The following is an 18,660-nucleotide window of genomic DNA, read 5'->3' as shown; positions in this document are numbered from 1 at the left end:
GGCGGGCGGATCCGCGGACGGGGCCGGCGTCAGTCGGTCAGCACCCGGTCGGTCTCCTCGAAGACCAGCAGCGTGCGGCTGCTGAGCACTTCCGGCACCGCCTGGATGCGGGTCAGCACCAGCTCCCGCAGGCTGCGGTTGTCGGGGGTGTGGACGAGCAGCAGCACGTCGAAGTCCCCGCTCACCAGGGCGATGTGGGCGACCCCGGGAAGCTCCAGAAGCTTCTCCCGCACGGTGCGCCAGGAGTTCTGCACGATCTTCAGAGTGATGTACGCGGATGCCCCGTGACCTGCGCGTTCGTGGTCGACCCGGGCCGTGAAGCCGCGGATGACCCCGTCCTCGATGAGGCGGTTGATCCGGGCGTAGGCGTTGGCGCGGGACACATGGACGTGCTCCGCCACCGACCGTATGGACGCCCGGCCGTCCTCCTGCAGGTAGCGCAGGATCGCGCGGTCGATGGCGTCCAGCGGACGCACCGCCGCCGGACCGGTGTCCGGTGCCGCTGCCTGCGGTCCCGGGGCCCCGCCCCGAGAAATTTGGGAATCCGTCACGCCCCCGAGCCTCCCTAGCATGGACGTACTGGCTCCATCTCAGGGTGTGGAGAACCGTTTGTCCACAGGCAGGACGCACCTGTAGCCAAAATGCCTCCGGCGACCGAACAATCGGTAGGGGAGCGATACCCGCTCCACCGATCGAACACGCCCACGAGGAGGTGCTCGCGATGACCGTCCTGGACCAGCACGTCTGGCAACCCCGCACCGACCCGGCGCCGCTGCTGCCCGACCCTGAGCCGTACCGACTGCTCGGCACCCCCGAGGCAGGTGCGCTCGACGCCGGACTGCTGACCACGATGTACGGACAGCTGGTGCGCGGCCGCCGCTACAACCGGCAGGCCACCGCGCTCACCAAGCAGGGCAGGCTCGCCGTCTACCCCTCCAGCACCGGCCAGGAGGCGTGCGAGGTCGCCGCGGCGCTCGCCCTCGAGCCCCGGGACTGGCTGTTCCCCAGCTATCGCGACACCCTCGCCGCCGTCGCCCGCGGCGTCGACCCCGTCGAGGCGCTGACGCTGCTGCGCGGCGACTGGCACACCGGCTACGACCCGCGCGAGCACCGGGTCGCCCCGCTCAGCACTCCGCTGGCCACCCAGCTGCCGCACGCCGTCGGCCTGGCGCACGCCGCCAGGCTCAAGGGCGACGACGTGGTGGCGCTCGCCATGGTCGGCGACGGAGGCACCAGCGAGGGCGACTTCCACGAGGCGCTGAACTTCGCCGCCGTGTGGCGCTCCCCCGTCGTCTTCCTCGTGCAGAACAACGGCTTCGCCATCTCGGTGCCGCTCGCCAAGCAGACCGCCGCCCCGTCGCTGGCCCACAAGGCCGTGGGCTACGGGATCCCCGGCCGGCTCGTCGACGGCAACGACATCGCGGCCGTTCACGCCGTGCTCACCGAGGCCGTGGCCCGCGCCCGCGAGGGCGGCGGGCCGACCCTGGTCGAGGCGATCACCTACCGCATGGACGCCCACACCAACGCCGACGACGCCACCCGCTACCGCGAGGACGCCGAGGTCGAGGCCTGGCGCGAGCACGACCCGATCGCGGTGCTCGAACGCGCGATGCGCGAGCGCGACCTGCTCGACGAGGCGACGGTCCGCGAGACCGAGCAGGACGCGGAGCGGATGGCCGCCGCGCTGCGCGAGCGGATGAACGAGGAGGCGGTCCTCGACCCGATGGACCTGTTCGCACACGTCTACGCCGAGCCCACCCCGCAGCTGCGCGAGCAGGCCGCGATGCTGAGGGCCGAGCTGGAGGCCGAGGCACAGTCATGAGCACCGCCACCACCGCGACCCCCGTGGCCGCCGGACGCAAGCCGGCCACCATGGCCCAGGCGCTCAACCGCGCGCTGCGCGACTCCCTCGCCGAGGACCCCTCCGTCCACCTCTTCGGCGAGGACATCGGCACCCTCGGCGGTGTCTTCCGGATCACCGACGGCCTCGCCAAGGAGTTCGGCGACAGCCGCTGCACCGACACCCCGCTCGCCGAGGCCGGCATCCTCGGCACGGCCGTGGGCATGGCGATGTACGGCATGCGCCCCGTGGTCGAGATGCAGTTCGACGCCTTCGCCTACCCGGCGTTCGAGCAGCTGGTCAGCCACGTCGCCAAGATGCGCAACCGCACGCGCGGCGCCATGCCGCTGCCGCTGACCATCCGCGTGCCCTACGGCGGCGGCATCGGCGGCGTCGAGCACCACAGCGACGCGTCCGAGGCCTACTACGCGCACACCCCAGGCCTGCACGTCGTCACCCCCGCCACGGTGGCGGACGCCTACGGGCTGCTGAGGGCCTCGATCGCCTCCGACGACCCGGTGGTCTTCCTCGAGCCGAAGCGGCTGTACTGGTCCAAGGCCGACTGGTCGGCGGACGCGCCGGAGGAGGTGGCCCCCATCGGACGGGCCGTCGTCCGCCGCGCCGGCCGCTCCGCCACCCTGATCACCTACGGCCCGTCGCTCCCGGTCTGCCTGGAGGCGGCCGAGGCCGCCGTGCAGGAGGGCTGGGACCTGGAGGTCGTCGACCTGCGCAGCCTGGTGCCCTTCGACGACGAGACGGTCAGCGCCTCGGTGCGCCGCACCGGCCGCGCGGTCGTCGTCCACGAGGCCTCCGGCTTCGGTGGCGTGGGCGCCGAGATCGCCGCCCGGGTCACCGAGCGCTGCTTCCACCACCTGGAGGCCCCGGTCCTGCGGGTCGCCGGCTTCGACATCCCCTACCCGCCGCCGATGCTGGAGCGGCACCACCTGCCCGGTGTCGACCGCATCCTCGACGCGGTCGGGCGCCTGCAGTGGGAGGAGGCGTGATGGCCGTCGTCCGCGAGTTCGCCCTCCCCGACCTGGGTGAGGGGCTGACCGAGGCCGAGATCGTGCGCTGGATGGTGCGGGTCGGCGACGTCGTCGCCATCGACCAGCCGGTCGTCGAGGTCGAGACGGCCAAGGCCGTGGTCGAGGTGCCCTGCCCCTACGGCGGCGTGGTCACCGCACGCTTCGGCGAGGAGGGCCAGACCCTCGACGTCGGGCGGCCGCTGCTGACCGTCGCCGTCGGCTCCCCCGACGGGCAGACGCCCGCCGCCCCGGCCGCCCCGGCCGACGGCGACTCCGGGTCCGGCAACGTGCTGGTCGGCTACGGGACCAGCGGCCCCGTGGCCCGCCGCCGACGGGTGCGTCCGGCGCCGGGTGTCCCCGCGCCCGCCGCATCCGCCCCCGCGCCCGCTCCGGCTCCGGTGCCCGCTTCCGCGACGGTGGCCGCCGTGCCGGTCCGGCACGAGGGTCCGGTGGCCGTCATCTCCCCGCTCGTGCGGCGTCGGGCCCGTGAGCACGGTCTCGACCTGCGCGTGCTGACGGGTTCCGGCCCCGACGGGCTGATCCTGCGCTCCGACGTGGAGCGGGCCATCACGGCCGTGTCCACGGCGCCGGTCACCGCGGCCGCCCCCGCGGCGTCCGCGGCCCCGGCCGAGGGCACCCGCATCCCGCTGCGCGGCATCCGCGGCGCCGTGGCCGAGAAGCTCGGCCGCAGCCGGCGGGAGATCCCCGACGCCACCTGCTGGGTGGACGCCGACGCGACGGAACTGCTCGCGGCACGGGCGGCGATGAACGCCGCGGGCGGTCCCAAGGTCTCCGTCCTCGCGCTGTTCGCGCGGATCTGCGCGGCGGCCCTCGCCCGCTACCCGGAGCTGAACTCCACGGTGGACACCGGGCGCGGCGAGATCGTCGTGCTGCCGGAGGTGCACATCGGCTTCGCGGCGCAGACCGATCGCGGTCTGGTCGTGCCGGTCGTGCGGGACGCCCACCGGCGCAGCACCGAGGAGCTGTCGGCGGAGATCGGGCGGCTCACCGAGGCGGCCCGCTCCGGCGCGCTGACCCCGGCCCAGCTGACCGGCGGCACCTTCACGCTCAACAACTACGGCGTGTTCGGTGTCGACGGCTCCACGCCGATCATCAACCACCCCGAGGCCGCGATGCTCGGCGTCGGCCGGATCACCCCCAAGCCGTGGGTGCACCAGGGCGAGCTGGCGGTGCGCCAGGTGGTCCAGTTGTCGTTCACCTTCGACCACCGGGTGTGCGACGGCGGCACGGCGGGCGGCTTCCTCCGCTTCGTCGCGGACTGCGTGGAACAACCGGCGGTACTGCTCCGGGCGGTGTGAACACATCACGGTGGGCGATACTCCGGGCATGACTCCGGAGCCGCATGAGCCGCGGGACCACCCATCGCCGCCTTCGTCGTACGAGCGGCCCCACGACGCGGTCGTCCTCGCCGGCGGCGCCGCCAGGCGCCTCGGCGGGGCCGACAAGCCGGGACTGCCCGTCGCCGGTCGCGCGCTGATCGACCGTGTCCTGGACGCGTGCGCGGGCGCGGCCACCACTGTGGTCGTCGGCCCGCGCCGCCCCACCGTCCGCCCGGTGGCCTGGGCCCGCGAGGAACCGCCGGGCGGGGGCCCGCTGCCCGCGCTCGCCGCCGGGCTGCGCCAGGTCACCGCGGACGTCGTGCTGGTGCTCGCCGCCGACCTGCCGTTCCTGTCCCGTGCCACGGCGGACGCCCTGCTCGCCGACCTGCGCAGCGGCGCGGACGGCGACGACGGGGTCGTGCTCACCGACCCCGACGGCCGCGACCAGACGCTGGCGGCCGCCTACCGCACGGAGGCACTGCGCCACCACCTGGCGCTGATCGCCGCCGAGCACGGAACCCTCACCGGGCTGCCGTTGCGTCTGCTCACCGGTGAACTGGCCCTGCGGAGGCTGCCCGACCCCACAGGGCAGGCCTCCTTCGACTGCGACACCTGGGACGACCTCTCCACAGCGCGGGCCCGTATCAGGGAGCATGGGGGCGTGTTGGATGAATGGATCACCGCAGCCAAGTCCGAACTCGGCATCGATCTCGACGTCGACATCCGTATGCTCCTCGACCTCGCCCGGGACGCCGCGCACGGTGTCGACCGCCCCGCCGCGCCGTTGACCACCTTCCTGGTGGGCTACGCGGCGGCCACGGCGGGCGGCGGCGAGCAGGCCGTCGCGGAGGCCGCCAGGCGCGCCGCCGCGCTGGCCGAGCGGTGGGCGAAGGAAGCGGAGAGCGGGGACCCGGGCGCATGAACCTGCCGGGTGCGGCGGGCGGTGCCCGCGACACCGGTGCCGGGGACGCCGCCGACGACGAGCTGGACGCGGCGCTGGCCCTGGTCAACGGGCGGTCCGTCGGCCGGCACGACCCCGCGCAGCCGCCTTCCGAAGGCGGCGGCCCCGACGGCGCGGCGTCGTCCCACCCCCGCCCCCACGGCGGGGCCCGGGGCGAGACCCACGGCGCCGCCCGTGGGGCCTCCCACGGCTCCTCCCACGGCTCCCCCCACAGCGGTCGCCATGACCTGCCGTGGCCGCGGGCCCGGCACATCGCCGGGTCCGCCGCGGGCCCGCTGGGACGGCTGGCGCTGCCGCTCGACGCGGCGCTGGGACACGCGCTGGCCGAACCGCTGACCGCGCTCACGGACCTGCCCTCCTTCGACACCTCCGCGATGGACGGCTGGGCCGTCGCGGGCCCCGGCCCGTGGCGCACGGAGGGCAGCGTCCTGGCCGGGCAGCGGTCCACCACCGCGCTGCTCGACGGCCATGCCACGGTCATCGCCACCGGCGCCGCGCTGCCCCCCGGCGCGACCGCGGTGCTGCGCCGGGAGCACGGGCGGACCACCGCGGACGGGCTGCTGCACGCCACGCGGGGCGGCCCCGGGCCAGGGCAGGACGTGCGGCCCCGCGGCCAGGAGTGCCGCGGCGGCGACGAGTTGCTGGCCGCCGGGGTACTGGTCACGCCCGCGGTGCTCGGCCTGGCGGCGGCGGCCGGTTACGACGAACTGGCCGTCACCGCGAGGCCGTCGGTGGAGATCCTCGTCCTGGGCGACGAGTTGCTGGACGCCGGCGCGCCCGGCGCCGGCCGGGTGCGGGACGCGCTCGGCCCGCTGCTGCCCGGCTGGCTCACCGCGCTCGGGGCCGGCACGGTCAGCGCCCGGCGGCTGAAGGACGACGCCGGCCTGCTGCAGGACGCCGTCACCGCCTCGACCGCCGATCTCGTCGTCACCACGGGCGGCACTGCGGGCGGTCCGGTGGACTTCGTCCACCCCGTACTGGAGCGCATCGGGGCGCGGTTGCTCGTCGACGGCGTCGCGGTCCGCCCCGGGCACCCCATGCTGCTGGCCGAACTGCCGGGCGGCGGAAGGCTGGTGGGTCTGCCGGGGAACCCGCTGGCGGCCGTCTCCGGGGTGCTGACCCTCGCCGTCCCCCTGCTGCGCGCGCTCGCGGGCCGCCCGGCCCCGGTGGCGTACGAGGCCCGGCTCACCGGAGACGTGCACGGCCACCCCACCGACACCCGCCTGGTGCCGGTGGTCCTCGACGAGGAGTCGCAGGCGGCCCCGCTGCACTTCAGCGGCCCGGCCATGCTCCGCGGCATCGCGGCGGCCGACGGCATGGCCGTCGTGCCGCCCGGCGGGGCGGTGAAGGGCGACCGCACGGCCGTACTGGAGACGGGCTGGGGCCGGCTGTGAGGGACACCGGCCGCGGTCGTGGCGCCGTACGGGCGGGCGCCGACATCGTGCACCTGCCCCACAAGAACGCCGTCGGGCCCCTGCGCCAGGTGGTCCGGCGGCTAGTGCTGGCCCTGCTGGTCATGGCGCTGACCGTACTGATCGTGTACATCGACCGGGCCGGCTACCACGACAACGCCGGCGGTTCGATGTCGCTGCTGGACTGCGTCTACTACGCCACCGTCACCCTCTCCACCACGGGCTACGGCGACGTCGTCCCGTACAGCGCGAGCGCCCGGCTGACCAATGTGCTCCTGGTGACGCCTCTGCGCGTGCTCTTCCTGATCATCCTCGTCGGCACCACTCTCGAAGTGCTCACCGAGCGCACCCGCGAGCAGTACCGGCAGCAGCGCTGGAGGTCCGCCGTGCGCGACCACACCGTCATCGTCGGATACGGCACCAAGGGCCGCTCGGCGGCCAGGACGCTGACCGGGCACGGCGTGCCGGCCCAGCGGATCGTGGTGGTCGACCCCGACCCCAAGGCCGTGGAGTCCGCGGTCGCCGCGGGGTTCGCGGGCGTCACCGGCGACGCGACCCGCAACGACGTCCTGCTGCGCGCGGAGATCCAGCGGGCCAAGGAGCTGATCATCGCCGCGCAACGGGACGACACCGCCGTCCTGGTGGCCCTCACGGCCCGCCAGCTCAGCAAGCGGATCAACATCGTCGCGTCCGTGCGCGAGGAGGAGAACGCCCCGCTGCTGCGCCAGTCGGGCGCCAACGCCGTCGTGACCAGCTCCGGCGCGGCGGGCCGGCTGCTCGGGATGTCGATGCTCAGCCCCAGCGCCGGCGAGGTGATGGAGGAGCTGATCAGCTACGGCAGCGGGCTGGACCTGATCGAGCGCCCCGTCACCAAGGCGGAGGCCGGGCTCGACCCGCGCGAGGTCGGTGACCTGGTGGTGGTCGTCAAGCGCGGCCACCGGCTGCTCGACCACGACAACCCCGAGGCGAGCCCGCTGCAGTTGACCGATCGGCTCATCGTCATCCACAGGACGAGTCAGGGCGACCCGTCGCACGTCCCGCAGGGGTAGCGTCGGCGATATGCATGCGATCACCATCCCCGAACCCGGCGGTCCCGACGCGCTCGTCTGGGCCGAGGTCCCCGATCCCGTACCCGCCGAGGGCGAGGTGCTGGTCGAGGTCGCCGCGACCGCCGTCAACCGTGCCGACCTGCTGCAGCGGCAGGGCTTCTACGACCCGCCGCCGGGCGCGTCCCCCTACCCGGGCCTGGAGTGCTCGGGCCGAATCGCCGCCCTCGGCCCGGGGGTGAGCGGCTGGTCCGTGGGCGACGAGGTGTGCGCACTGCTCGCGGGCGGCGGCTACGCGGGCAAGGTCGTCGTACCCGCCGGGCAGCTGCTGCCGGTGCCCAAGGGGGTGGGACTCGTCGAGGCGGCGGCCCTGCCGGAGGTGGTCTGCACCGTCTGGTCCAACGTCTTCATGATCGCCCACCTGCGTCCCGGCGAGAGGCTGCTGGTCCACGGCGGCTCCAGCGGCATCGGCACGATGGCGATCCAGCTGGCCAAGGCGGTCGGTGCCAAGGTCGCGGTCACCGCGGGCAGCGAGGACAAGCTCGCCAAGTGCCGCGAGCTGGGCGCGGACCTCGGGATCAACTACCGCGAGCAGGACTTCACGGCCGAGGTCCGCAAGGCCTTCGGCGGGGCCGACGTCATCCTCGACATCATGGGCGCGAAGTACCTGGGCCGGAACGTCGAGGCCCTCGCGGTCAACGGCAGGCTGGCCGTCATCGGGCTCCAGGGCGGCGTCAAGGGAGAGCTCGACCTCGGCAGGATGCTCGCCAAGCGGGCCGCGATCACCGCGACCTCTCTGCGTGGACGGCCGTTGGAGGAGAAGGCGGCCATCGTGGCGGCGGTGCGGGAGCACGTCTGGCCGCTGCTGGAGTCCGGGGTGGTGCGCCCGGTCGTGGACCGCACGCTCCCCGTGCGCAAGGCGCCGGAGGCGCACCGGCTGGTCGAGGCCAGCACCCACGTCGGCAAGGTGCTGCTCACGCTCTGAACCGCCGCCGGACGGCCGGTACGGCCCCGCGGGCACGACTGGCCGCTCGTGACGCTCCGTGTGACGCTGGAAGCATGGAGTTGCGGAAGGTGGTCGTGGCGGCGACGGTGACCGGAGTCGCCCTCCTGGTCACCGGCGCGGCCGCGCCGCCCCCGCCCCACCCGGCGGCGTCCTCCGGGCTGGCGGGCAACGAGTCCGGTGAGGGGCGCAGGCACCCCGGGCGGGCGGAACCGCCGCAGACCACGGGCACCGGCGAGGAACGGCCCCCGGCGAACCTCCCCGTCCACGTCGAGGAGCCGCAGGACCAGGGACCGGCCGCCGTCCGGGCACCGGTGGGGCGGGTGCTGGAAGTGCTGCCGCTCGGTGCGGGGCTGGTGCTGATCGGGCTGGGACTGGGCTTCCTCGCTCTGCGGCTGCGCCGTGGCCGCTGAGCCCCTCGCGCCACGCACCGGGCCGGCCCGGCGGCGGACGGCGGCGGCCGGGAGGGGTAGCGCGGGGTGGTGGGGGGCACACATTCCGGAGAGGCGCCGGTGCGCGACAATGGCGGCATGGAGATGCCGATGAACGAACGGTCGCAGGAGAGCCCGCAGGTCCTGGTCGTCGGCCCGGACGGGATGGCCCTCGGCGGCGGCGGACACGCCGACCGCGCCGGAGAAGGCGACGAGCAGCGCGAGGTTCCCGTGACGGAGATGGTCGAACAGCCCGCGAAGGTCATGCGGATCGGCAGCATGATCAAGCAGCTCCTGGAAGAGGTCAAGGCCGCGCCCCTGGACGAGGCGAGCCGGGTGCGCCTGAAGGAGATCCACCACAGCTCCGTGAAGGAGCTCGAGGCGGGGCTCGCCCCCGAGCTGGTCGAGGAGTTGGAGCGGCTCTCGCTGCCCTTTGCCGAGGACGGCGTGCCGAGCGACGCCGAGCTGCGGATCGCCCAGGCGCAGTTGGTGGGATGGCTCGAGGGCCTCTTCCACGGCATCCAGACCGCCCTGTTCGCCCAGCAGATGGCCGCCCGCGCCCAGTTGGAGCAGATGCGCCGCGCGCTGCCGCCCGGTGTCGGCCACGAGGGCGACGAGGAGGGGAACGTTCCGGGCGGGGCCCGCACGGGCCCGTATCTGTGAGCCGGCGGGACCAGGACGGTACGTACGCGTAGGTACAGACGGCGGGGACCCATGGGGTCACCCGCCGTCCGTCGTTGCCGTGCGGGCGTCCGGGGGACGCCGGGGGTCAGCCGCCCTGGCCGGTGGAGACCCAGATGGTGATCTTGTCCTTCTCCGGCTTGAACGCGCCGTAGGTCTTGGGCTTCTGGTCGACGACCGCGCCCTTCCCGTAGATCTGCTCGTTGCGGTACTTGATCTCGTAGTCCCAACCGGCCGCGTCCATGCAGGACTTGACCGAGTCGACGTACTTGGTGAAGAAGTCCGGCATCACCACGGCGTCCGGGTCGTCGCCCAGGTAGCTCTTGGTGGCCTCGGAGCAGCGCGAGGCGTCGATGGTCCGGGTCTGGTCGGCCTGGCTGACGCCCGGCGCGGGCTCGTCGTCCGCCGGGCGCGAGGGGGTATTTCTGCGGTCGGTGGCGGTGACCGAGGCGCCGGGCCGGGAGTCGTAGGTGGGAGTGCCGCCGGTGTCACCCTTCTCGCCCTGCTCGCCCATCGCCATGGCGATGATGACGACCGCGACCACCGCGATCACGGCGACCGTGGCGCCGATGGCGACGACCGCCGTCGAGGCGCCGCCTCCCCTGCGGCCGCCGCCCGCCGGGGTGCCCGGGCGCATCGTGTAGGGCGGGGTGGCGTGCTGCTGCGCGGCCTGCGGGTGTGCCGGGTGGGACGCGTGCGCGTTCTGCGGGTAGCCGTAGGCGGGGCCGGGCGGCGGGGTGTGGGCGCCGCCCCCCTGACCGCCGGTGCCCCAGCGCTGCGGGGACTGCTGCCGCGGCTGCGCGTACGGAGGCGGGGCCGGGGCCTGGTACGGGGTCTGCACGTGCGGCGGCGGGGTCCCCAGGTCCCCCTGCACCGGCGGGAAGACCGCGGAGGAGACCTCCTCACCGCGGCCGCGCGGGCGCGGCCCGCCACCGATGATCAGCGGTGTCGTCGCCCCGCCGCGGCCCGGCGCCGCGACCCGCTCCGCCTCGTCGCGCATGGCGTCGGCGGTGGGGAAGCGCTCGGCCGGGTTCTTCCTCAGGGCCCGTGCGACGAGCGCGTCGACGCCCGGCTGCACCGCCCGGTTGAGCGCCGACGGGGCCGGCGGGACCTCCTGCACGTGCTGGTAGGCGATGGACAGCGGGGAGTCGCCGTCGAAGGGCAGCCGCCCGGTGAGCAACTCGAAGAGCAGGCAGCCCACCGAGTACAGGTCGGAGCGCTCGTCCACGCCCCGCCCCAGCGCCTGTTCCGGCGAGAGGTACTGCGGGGTGCCGACGACCATGCCGGTCTGCGTCATCGACGAGACGCCGGACTGCATGGCGCGGGCGATGCCGAAGTCCATCACCTTCACCACACCGCGCTTGGTGAGCATCACGTTGCCCGGCTTGATGTCCCGGTGGACCAGGCCCATGCTGTGGCTCTCGGAGAGCGCGGCGAGCACGTCCGCGGTGATCTTCAGGGCCTTCTCGGTGGGCATCGCGCCGAACTGCGCGACGTCCTCGTCGAGCACCTCGCGCAGGGGCTTGCCCTCGACGTACTCCATGACGATGTACGGCACGAGCGCGCCGTCGACGGTGTCCTCGCCGGAGTCGAAGACCGAGACGATGTTGGTGTGGTTGAGCTTGGCGACGGCCTGCGCCTCGCGCCGGAACCGCTCGCGGAACGACTGCTCCCGGCCGAGGTCCGTGTGCAGCGTCTTGACGGCCACCGGACGGTCCAGCACTGTGTCGTGTGCCAGGTGCACGGCGGCCATGCCACCCTGTCCCAGCAGGTCGCGCAGTACGTAGCGACCGTTACCGACCGAGCGCCCCGAATGAGTCCCCCGCGTGCCGTCCCCGCTCATCCGTACCCGTCCCCTTGACGTTCCCCCTGGGCGCACCGCGCGTACGCACAAGACGGTTGTCCCGATCCTGCCAGCCCAGTCTGCCCGACGGCCTGGACAGGTCAAGTTCGTTGACCTGTTCGTCACCGGATGCGTATGAATCCCTTCATCGGGGGCACGGGTGCCACGGGAGCGCGTCCCACACGGAACGCGGTAGCGTGGTGCGCCGGAGGACCCTGTACGGCGACGATCGACGGCGAGGACTGATGGCACAGACGACAGCCGCCGGGGGCCCTGACGAGCCCTCTGCCGACGGCCGGGGCGTGCCCGACTCGCCCGAGCTGTGGGGCGCCGCGGGCCTGGTGGGCGACGGCCGCTACCGGCTGACCGGGCGTCTCGGACGCGGCGGCATGGCCGAGGTCTTCGCGGCTGAGGACGTGCGCCTGGGGCGGACGGTGGCCGTCAAGCTGCTCCGTTCCGACCTCGCCGAGGACCCGGTGTCCAAGGCCCGCTTCACGCGCGAGGCGCAGTCGGTCGCCGGGCTCAACCACCATGCGGTGGTGGCGGTGTACGACTCGGGCGAGGACGTCACGCCGGGCGGCACCGTGCCGTACATCGTGATGGAGCTCGTCGAGGGCCGCACGATCCGCGACCTGCTGCTGGGTTCCGACCAGCCGCCGCCGGTCGACCAGGCGCTCATCATCGTCTCGGGCGTGCTGGAGGCGCTGGCCTACAGCCATGCGCACGGCATCGTCCACCGGGACATCAAGCCGGCGAACGTGATCATCACCAACACCGGCGCGGTGAAGGTGATGGACTTCGGCATCGCGCGGGCGCTGCACGGCGCCTCGACCACGATGACGCAGACCGGCATGGTCATGGGCACCCCGCAGTACCTGTCGCCGGAGCAGGCGCTCGGCAAGACGGTGGACGCCCGCTCCGACCTGTACGCGACGGGCTGCCTGCTCTACGAACTCCTCGCGCTGCGGCCCCCGTTCACCGGTGAGACCCCGCTGTCGGTGGTCTACCAGCATGTCCAGGACGAGCCGCGCCCGCCGTCCCAGCTCAGCGACCGGGTGCCGCCGGAGCTGGACGGGCTGGTGCTGCACGCGCTCGCCAAGCACCCGGACGACCGTTTCCAGACCGCCGAGGAGATGCGCGGCGTCGTCCAGTACGCGCTGGGCATGCTGAGCGAGCGCGGTGGCCACACCGGCACCTGGAACACCGGGTACGTGCCCGCGCCGAACGCCGCCCCGACCGCGCCGATGGGCGTCTCCCCGCAGTACGGACAGCAGAACCCGCACAACACCGCGGAGTTGCAGCCGCCGCTGCTGCTCGGGCCGCCCGGCGGCGACGGCGGCGACCACGGCTACAACGGCGCGAGCCCCCCGCACGGCGGCGGCCGCTGGGCCAAGCCGGCGCTGTTCGTGGTCGCGGCGGTGCTCGCGGTCGCGCTCGGCATCTACTTCGCCGTCTCCCAGACCGGTGGCAAGAAGCCCCCGGCGGAGAAGGTGACGCCGACGCATTCGCAGCCGGAGAAGCCGACGTCGCAGCCGACCCGGGACGACTCCACGCAGGAGACGCAGGAAGGCACCGGCGGGGTCACGGAGAAGCCGTCGTACAACTCGACCCCCTCCTACACGCGGCCGACCTCCGAGGCGCCCGCCACCTCCGAGGCGCCGACCAAGGAGCCGAGCGCCCCCGCCAGTTCCGCGCCGCCCACGCCGACGCCGAGCGAGCCGACGCCGACCGCGTCCGAGAGCGGCGGTACCGCCGGCACCGAGGGCGCCGCGGACGCCGGCGTCACGGGCGGCTGACCGGCCGGTGGCCGGCCCGCTGACCTCCGGGTCAGCCCGTGAAGGCCTCCAGCACGGCCTCGTACGCCGCGGTCCACCAGACGACCAGGGCGGACGAGGCCGGGAAGAGGGGGTCGGTCCTGCGGTCGTCGAGGACGTAGCGCCAGCGCAGCATCCAGAAGTCGTTGAGCCGCTCCCACCACACCCGGTGCACGGCGGCGGCCAGTTCGTCCTCCGCCACGCCCGCGGCGCGGCGGTAGGCGCCCGCGTACGCGCGGATCTTGTCGAGGTCCAGGGCGCCACCGGGCTGCACGAAGAAGATCACGGCGGCCCGTACGGCCTCCTCGGCGCGCGGCCGCACGCCGAGCCGGTCCCAGTCGACGATGGCGACGGGTTCGTCCTCGCGGTAGAGCAGGTTGAGCGGGTGGAAGTCGCCGTGCACCCATCCGGACACCGGGCCGGCGGCGTCGGGCGGGCGGCGGTGGGCGTGACGTTCCAGCAGGGCGCGGCGCTCCAGCAGCCGGTGCTCGGCCAGTTCGTCGAAGGTCTCGCGCGGCGCGCGGGCGCGCACCCGGCGCAGCAGCGCGGCGATCAGCGCGTAGGTCAGTTCGGGGTCGGCGCTGGCGTGCCGGCCCGGCTCCGGGGCGGGCTGCACCTGGGCCAGGGTGGTGTGGACGAGTCCGAGCAGCGCGCCGAGGCGGCGGGAGTCGGCGGTGGTGAGTTCGCCGCCCTCGCGGTGCCGTCCCTCCACCCACGGATAAAGCGCGAAGCGGCGCCCGCCGACCACGGCGACGGTGCGCCCGTCGGCGTCCGGCACCGGCGGCGCGACGGGCAGGCCCACCTCGTCGAGCCGCTGGGTCGCACGGTGCTGGCGGGCGATGACGGCGGAGTCGGAGGTGGCGCTGTCGACGTACAACTTGAGGAAGTAGCGGCCGCTGGTGGTGGCCAGCCGGAATCCCCGGTTCAGTAAGCCCTGGGCAACGGGTTCGCAGGACAGCGGGGCGCCGGCGTCCTTGTATCGGCGCAGCAGGGTGTCCAGTGTCCCGGCGGAGGGCGGCGCCGTCGCCGAACTCCCGATCACCAGGCAGATGCTAGATCATTCCGGTGGTGGACTCGCGGGTCGAGTCGTACGTACACATGGCCCGGCTCCAGGCTTGTATCGTTTTGACGATCTGTGCCGAAGAGCGCCTCTTGTGCCGTCGACGGGTGGAAGGCGCGCGCCGTCCCGAGGAACTGCACCGCCCAGCCAGCTTCGAGGTCGTCCGCCTGGTAGGCCACGACCGTGCCGTCCACACCCCATGAGCGGTCGGTGCGGATCAGCACGGAGTCGTCGGCGACGACGTGCCGGGCCACGGCGATGTACGGCAGGGCCCCCCGCGTCAGCGCCAGCCGCCCGTACCGAACCCTTCCCAGCAGCGCCAGCGCAGCGCGCCCCTCGAATTCCATGGGATCCACCCTGCCGGTCCGGCCCCCCGCAGGCGCAGAGCACTCCGCCCCCACCTCCGGGGCCGATGGTCCCTGATGGGGCCATACCGCCTCAACCGGCCGAATCCGGCACCGGCAGGCCCAGCACGCGGTCGCGCAGCACCGGGAAGTCCGCCCGGGTCTTCGCCACCAGGCCCGGGTCGAGTTCGGCGGTGAGGACCTCCTCTCCCGGCCCGGCCTCGGCGAGGACGGCGCCCCAGGGGTCGACGACGACGCTGTGCCCGGCCAGCTCCACCCCGGCGTGGGTGCCCGCGGTGCCGCAGGCCAGCACGTAGGCCTGCGATTCGATCGCGCGGGCGCGGGCCAGCAGCGTCCAGTGCTCGCGGCGCCGGGCGGGCCAGCCGGCCGGGACGACCAGGACGGTGGCGCCCGCGTCGACGAGCAGCCGGAACTGCTCGGGGAAGCGCAGGTCGTAGCAGGTGGCCAGGCCCACGGGGACGCCCTGGACGTCGCCGGTGACGATGCGGTCGCCGGCGCTCATGAGCACGGCCTCGCCCCGGTCGAAGCCGAAGCGGTGGATCTTGCGGTAGGTCGCGCGCAGTTCGCCGTCGGGGGAGAAGAGCAGCGAGGTGTTGTACAGCGCGCCGTCGGGGGCGCGCTCGACGATCGACCCCGCGTGCAGCCAGACGCCCGCGTCGAGCGCCGCGGCGCTCATGACCTCGGCGGTGGGACCCCGCAGCGGCTCGGCCTCTGGCTGGAAAAGATCGGCGGCGAAGGCGCCGACGGGCCACAGTTCGGGCAGGACCACCAGGTCCGACCCGGCCTGTCCGCGGACGAGCGACGCGACCCGTTCGCGCCGGGCGTCCACCGCTTCGCCGGGGTCGACGTCGATCTGGAGCAGGGAAACGCGCACAGTACCACCGCCCATGAGTTCGGCACGTTCTTGCGGGCCTACGATCGTCACACGAAAGCACTCCCGTGGTGTCACTGCGCAGCGTAATTTAAGGCGCACACCACGACCGCGCTCCGACCGTCGAGGGGTCCCGTGACCGGCACCGTCCACAGCCAGATCCAGCCGTACATCGACGCCTGGACCCACTCCATAGAATCCATAGCCGAGTTGGTCCGTCCCGTTCCGGCGGGCGCCTGGAACCGGCCGACCGAGTGCCCGTACTGGTCCGTGCGCGACGTCGTGTCGCACGTGATCGGGTTCGAGTGCGAGCTGCTCGGAGATCCCCGGCCGATCCACACGCTCCCCAGCGACCTGCGGCACATGACCACGGAGCACGCCCGTTACGTGGAGGTGCCGGTCGACAAGCGGCGGCACCACACCGCGCCGGAGGTCGTCGGCGAACTCGACTACACCATCATCCGCCGCTCCCGGCAGCTGCGGAACGAGACCCGTGGCGCGCAGGACACCGTCCGCGGACCCATGGGCAGGGAGACGACCCTCGAGGAGCTGCTGAAGTGGCGGGTCTTCGACGTGTGGGTGCACGAGCAGGACCTGCGCAGGGCACTGGGCGAGCCCGGCAACCTCGACTCGCCGGGCGCGGTCGTCGCCCGGGACCACATCCTCTCCGAGCTGCCGAAGGTGGTCGCCGAGCGCGCGGGCGCCCCGGCGGGCTCCGCTGTGGTGTTCGACGTCCATGGTGAACTGGAGTTCATGCGGACGGTCCGGGTCGACGCCGAGGGCCACGGCTCGATCGACGGCAGCGTCTCGCTGGGTCCCGCGGTCACGCTGACCCTGGACTGGGAGACCTTCGTCCGGCTGACCTGCGGCCGCACGCGTGCGGCCGCCGTGGAGGACCGGCTCAAGACCGAGGGCGACCGGTCGCTGGCCGACGCGATCCTCGCGAACATCGCCGTCACGCAGTGACGCCGGGGGGAGCGTTCATGTCCCGGCGGGGACGTGGACGCTCTCGACGCGGCTGACGGCGATGCGCTGCCGCTCCAGCCGCGCGGCCGGGCCGCGCAGCCGCAGGATCTGCGCCAGGCCCAGGGCCTGGAGGACGAAGACGCTGCTCCAGGCCACCCGGTAGTCGTCGCCGCTCGCGTCCAGCAGGACGCCGATGGCCAGCAGCGTGGCCATCGAGGCGGTGAAGCCGCCGATGTTGACGATGCCGGACGCGGTGCCGAAGCGCTCGGGAGGGTTCGCCGGGCGGGCGAAGTCGAAGCCGATCATCGACGCCGGCCCGCAGGTGCCCAGCACGACGCAGAGCAGCACCAGCAGCCACAGCGGCGCGTGGTCCGTTGGCCAGGCCAGGACCACCGCCCACATCACCGCGGTCGCCCCGACGACGCCCAGGGTGAGCGGCATCCGGGCCCCGTGGTGGCGGGCGATGATCTGGCCGAAGAGCATCCCGAAGACCATGTTGGCGATCACGACCACCGTCAGCAGGGTGCCCGCGGTCTCGCGGGACAGCCCCTGGTCCTCCACCAGGTACGGCAGTCCCCACAGCAGCAGGAAGACCATCCCGGAGAACTGGGTGGTGAAGTGCGTCCACATCCCCAGCCGGGTGCCGGGCTCCCGCCAGGCGGCGGCGATCTGCCGCTTCACGTAACCGCGCCCCGGGTGCTCGGGGGGCGCCGGCTCGAAGCCCTCGGGGTGGTCCTTCATGAAGGCCAGCACGAGGACGAGGACGAGCGCGCCGCCCAGCGCCGTGCCCACGAAGGTCGGGGTCCAGCCCACGGAGTGCAGCAGCCGCGCGAGCAGCACGGTGCTCAGCAGGTTGCCCGCGACGCCGAACAGCGCGGCGCCCTGCGCGATCATCGGCCCGCGGCGGGCTGGGAACCAGCGCGAGCCGAGCCGCAGCACGCTCACGAAGGTCATGGCGTCGCCGCAGCCCAGCACCGCGCGGGCGGCGAGCGCCGGGCCGTAGGCGTGGGAGAGGGCGAAGCCGAGCTGGCCCGCGGTGAACAGGACGATGCCGATGCTCAGCACCTTCTTGGTGCCGAGGCGGTCGACCATCAGGCCCACCGGTATCTGCATGCCGGCGTAGACCAGCACCTGCAGGATCGAGAAGGTGGACAGCGCCGAGGCGCCGATGTGGAAGCGCTCCGCGGCGTCGATACCGGCGACGCCGAGGCTGGTGCGGTGCACGACCGCGACCGTGTAGACGAGGGTGCCGATGCTCCAGACGGCGACCGCCCTGGTGCCGCCGGGAGGTTCACCGCTGGTGGTGCCGCTCGTCGTCATTACTCCCCCCGGGCCAGGTGGCTCACCCAGCTGACGTGCCGCTCGACCAGCGTGGCCGCCGAGGCGCTGTCCCCCGCGCGCAACGCCGCGAGGATCTCGGTGTGTTCGGCGACGTTCTTGGCGATGCGGCCGGGCTCGGCGTGCATCGTGGCCACTCCCATCCGCAGTTGACGGTCCCTCAGCTGGTCGTACAGCTGGGAGAGGATGCGGTTGCCCGCGGCGCGCACGATCTCCGCGTGGAAGCAGCGGTCGGCCGCCGCGAAGGCGGCCAAATCGCCGGTGGCGGCGTGGCCGCGCTGCTCGTCCAGCAGCTCCTCCAGCCGGATCAGCAGCCGCTCCGGGGCCGGCACCGCCTTCATCACGGCGTGGCGCTCCACGAGCAGCCGGGTCTCCACGACGTCGGCGATCTCCTGCGCGGAGACCGGCAGCACCAGGGCGCCCTTCTTCGGGTAGAGCTTCAGCAGGCCCTCGGCCTCCAGGCGCAGCAGGGCCTCGCGGACGGGGGTGCGCGAGACGCCCACCGCCTCGGCCAGCTCGCCCTCGCTCAGGAGGGTGCCGCCCTCGTAGCGGCGGTCGAGCACCGCCTGCTTGACGTGGGTGTAGACCCGCTCGGCGGCGGGTGGCTGCTTGGCGGCCTGCTCGGCGGTGGTGCCGGCGGTCGCGACGGGGCTTCGGGTCATGA

Annotated in this window: 18 protein-coding genes; 11 read left to right on the top strand and 7 right to left on the bottom strand. The window is 73.7% G+C overall.

Annotated elements, in window-relative coordinates:
- Positions 1–29: 29 nt before the first annotated feature.
- A complete protein-coding gene (locus tag B085_RS42300; RefSeq protein ID WP_078619887.1) occupies positions 30–572 on the bottom strand; it encodes an Lrp/AsnC family transcriptional regulator in 543 nt (180 codons plus the stop codon).
- A 149-nt stretch (positions 573–721) separates the two neighbouring features.
- On the opposite strand from B085_RS42300, the gene pdhA reads away from it, so the two are divergent.
- The 9 genes from pdhA (at position 722) to B085_RS0113820 (ending at position 9,721) form a co-directional block, all read left to right on the top strand.
- On the top strand, positions 722–1,822 hold the full coding sequence (pdhA, locus tag B085_RS0113860; protein ID WP_018559165.1) for a pyruvate dehydrogenase (acetyl-transferring) E1 component subunit alpha: 1,101 nt from the start codon (positions 722–724) through the stop codon (positions 1,820–1,822).
- Positions 1,819–2,844 carry an alpha-ketoacid dehydrogenase subunit beta gene (locus B085_RS0113855; protein WP_018559164.1) on the top strand — a complete coding sequence of 342 codons (1,026 nt, stop codon included), beginning with the start codon at positions 1,819–1,821 and terminating at the stop codon, positions 2,842–2,844. Before pdhA ends, B085_RS0113855 begins: the two co-directional genes overlap by 4 nt.
- Positions 2,844–4,184: a dihydrolipoamide acetyltransferase family protein gene (locus B085_RS0113850; RefSeq protein WP_018559163.1), complete on the top strand. Its 1,341-nt coding sequence runs from the start codon at positions 2,844–2,846 to the stop codon at positions 4,182–4,184. Before B085_RS0113855 ends, B085_RS0113850 begins: the two co-directional genes overlap by 1 nt.
- A gap of 28 nt (positions 4,185–4,212) precedes the next feature.
- Positions 4,213–5,127: an NTP transferase domain-containing protein gene (locus B085_RS0113845; RefSeq protein WP_018559162.1), complete on the top strand. Its 915-nt coding sequence runs from the start codon at positions 4,213–4,215 to the stop codon at positions 5,125–5,127.
- Positions 5,124–6,560, top strand: a complete 1,437-nt coding sequence (locus B085_RS0113840; protein ID WP_018559161.1) for a molybdopterin molybdotransferase MoeA — start codon at positions 5,124–5,126, stop codon at positions 6,558–6,560. Before B085_RS0113845 ends, B085_RS0113840 begins: the two co-directional genes overlap by 4 nt.
- Positions 6,557–7,627, top strand: a complete 1,071-nt coding sequence (locus B085_RS0113835; protein ID WP_018559160.1) for a potassium channel family protein — start codon at positions 6,557–6,559, stop codon at positions 7,625–7,627. Before B085_RS0113840 ends, B085_RS0113835 begins: the two co-directional genes overlap by 4 nt.
- 10 nt (positions 7,628–7,637) lie before the next feature.
- Entirely contained in the window at positions 7,638–8,609 is a 972-nt protein-coding gene (locus B085_RS0113830) for an NAD(P)H-quinone oxidoreductase (protein ID WP_018559159.1), read from the top strand.
- A gap of 74 nt (positions 8,610–8,683) precedes the next feature.
- On the top strand, positions 8,684–9,040 hold the full coding sequence (locus B085_RS42295) for a hypothetical protein (RefSeq protein WP_051102043.1): 357 nt from the start codon (positions 8,684–8,686) through the stop codon (positions 9,038–9,040).
- Between the two features lie 117 nt (positions 9,041–9,157).
- A complete protein-coding gene (locus B085_RS0113820; protein WP_018559158.1) occupies positions 9,158–9,721 on the top strand; it encodes a bacterial proteasome activator family protein in 564 nt (187 codons plus the stop codon).
- Positions 9,722–9,827: 106 nt separating this feature from the next.
- Here the strand turns inward: B085_RS0113820 and B085_RS0113815 are convergent, their stop codons facing one another.
- Positions 9,828–11,582 carry a protein kinase domain-containing protein gene (locus B085_RS0113815; protein WP_026251018.1) on the bottom strand — a complete coding sequence of 585 codons (1,755 nt, stop codon included), beginning with the start codon at positions 11,580–11,582 and terminating at the stop codon, positions 9,828–9,830.
- A 245-nt stretch (positions 11,583–11,827) separates the two neighbouring features.
- Between B085_RS0113815 and B085_RS0113810 the strand changes: the two genes are divergently transcribed.
- Positions 11,828–13,378 (top strand): protein kinase domain-containing protein, encoded by a 1,551-nt coding sequence (locus B085_RS0113810; protein ID WP_026251017.1) that lies wholly within the window; start codon positions 11,828–11,830, stop codon positions 13,376–13,378.
- A gap of 31 nt (positions 13,379–13,409) precedes the next feature.
- Here B085_RS0113810 and B085_RS0113805 read toward each other — a convergent pair whose 3' ends face one another.
- The 3 genes from B085_RS0113805 to B085_RS0113795 form a co-directional block, all read right to left on the bottom strand.
- Positions 13,410–14,438, bottom strand: coding sequence for a phosphotransferase (locus B085_RS0113805; RefSeq protein WP_018559155.1), 1,029 nt, complete (start codon positions 14,436–14,438; stop codon positions 13,410–13,412).
- Positions 14,435–14,803 carry a pyridoxamine 5'-phosphate oxidase family protein gene (locus tag B085_RS0113800; RefSeq protein WP_018559154.1) on the bottom strand — a complete coding sequence of 123 codons (369 nt, stop codon included), beginning with the start codon at positions 14,801–14,803 and terminating at the stop codon, positions 14,435–14,437. The genes B085_RS0113805 and B085_RS0113800 overlap by 4 nt, the downstream gene beginning before the upstream one ends.
- Positions 14,804–14,894: 91 nt before the next feature.
- Entirely contained in the window at positions 14,895–15,695 is an 801-nt protein-coding gene (locus B085_RS0113795; RefSeq protein WP_018559153.1) for a carbon-nitrogen family hydrolase, read from the bottom strand.
- Between the two features lie 132 nt (positions 15,696–15,827).
- Here B085_RS0113795 and B085_RS0113790 point away from each other — a divergent pair, with 132 nt between their 5' ends.
- Positions 15,828–16,658, top strand: a complete 831-nt coding sequence (locus tag B085_RS0113790; RefSeq protein WP_018559152.1) for a maleylpyruvate isomerase family mycothiol-dependent enzyme — start codon at positions 15,828–15,830, stop codon at positions 16,656–16,658.
- Between the two features lie 15 nt (positions 16,659–16,673).
- Here B085_RS0113790 and B085_RS0113785 read toward each other — a convergent pair whose 3' ends face one another.
- Positions 16,674–17,978: an MFS transporter gene (locus tag B085_RS0113785; RefSeq protein ID WP_018559151.1), complete on the bottom strand. Its 1,305-nt coding sequence runs from the start codon at positions 17,976–17,978 to the stop codon at positions 16,674–16,676.
- Positions 17,978–18,658: a GntR family transcriptional regulator gene (locus B085_RS0113780; RefSeq protein ID WP_018559150.1), complete on the bottom strand. Its 681-nt coding sequence runs from the start codon at positions 18,656–18,658 to the stop codon at positions 17,978–17,980. The genes B085_RS0113785 and B085_RS0113780 overlap by 1 nt, the downstream gene beginning before the upstream one ends.
- Positions 18,659–18,660 lie beyond the last annotated feature (2 nt).

Source organism: Streptomyces sp. BoleA5 (assembly GCF_000373665.1).
Lineage (GTDB): Bacteria > Actinomycetota > Actinomycetes > Streptomycetales > Streptomycetaceae > Actinacidiphila.
Note: the sequence above shows the minus strand (reverse complement) of the source record. Positions and strands in the feature narration are given on the sequence as shown.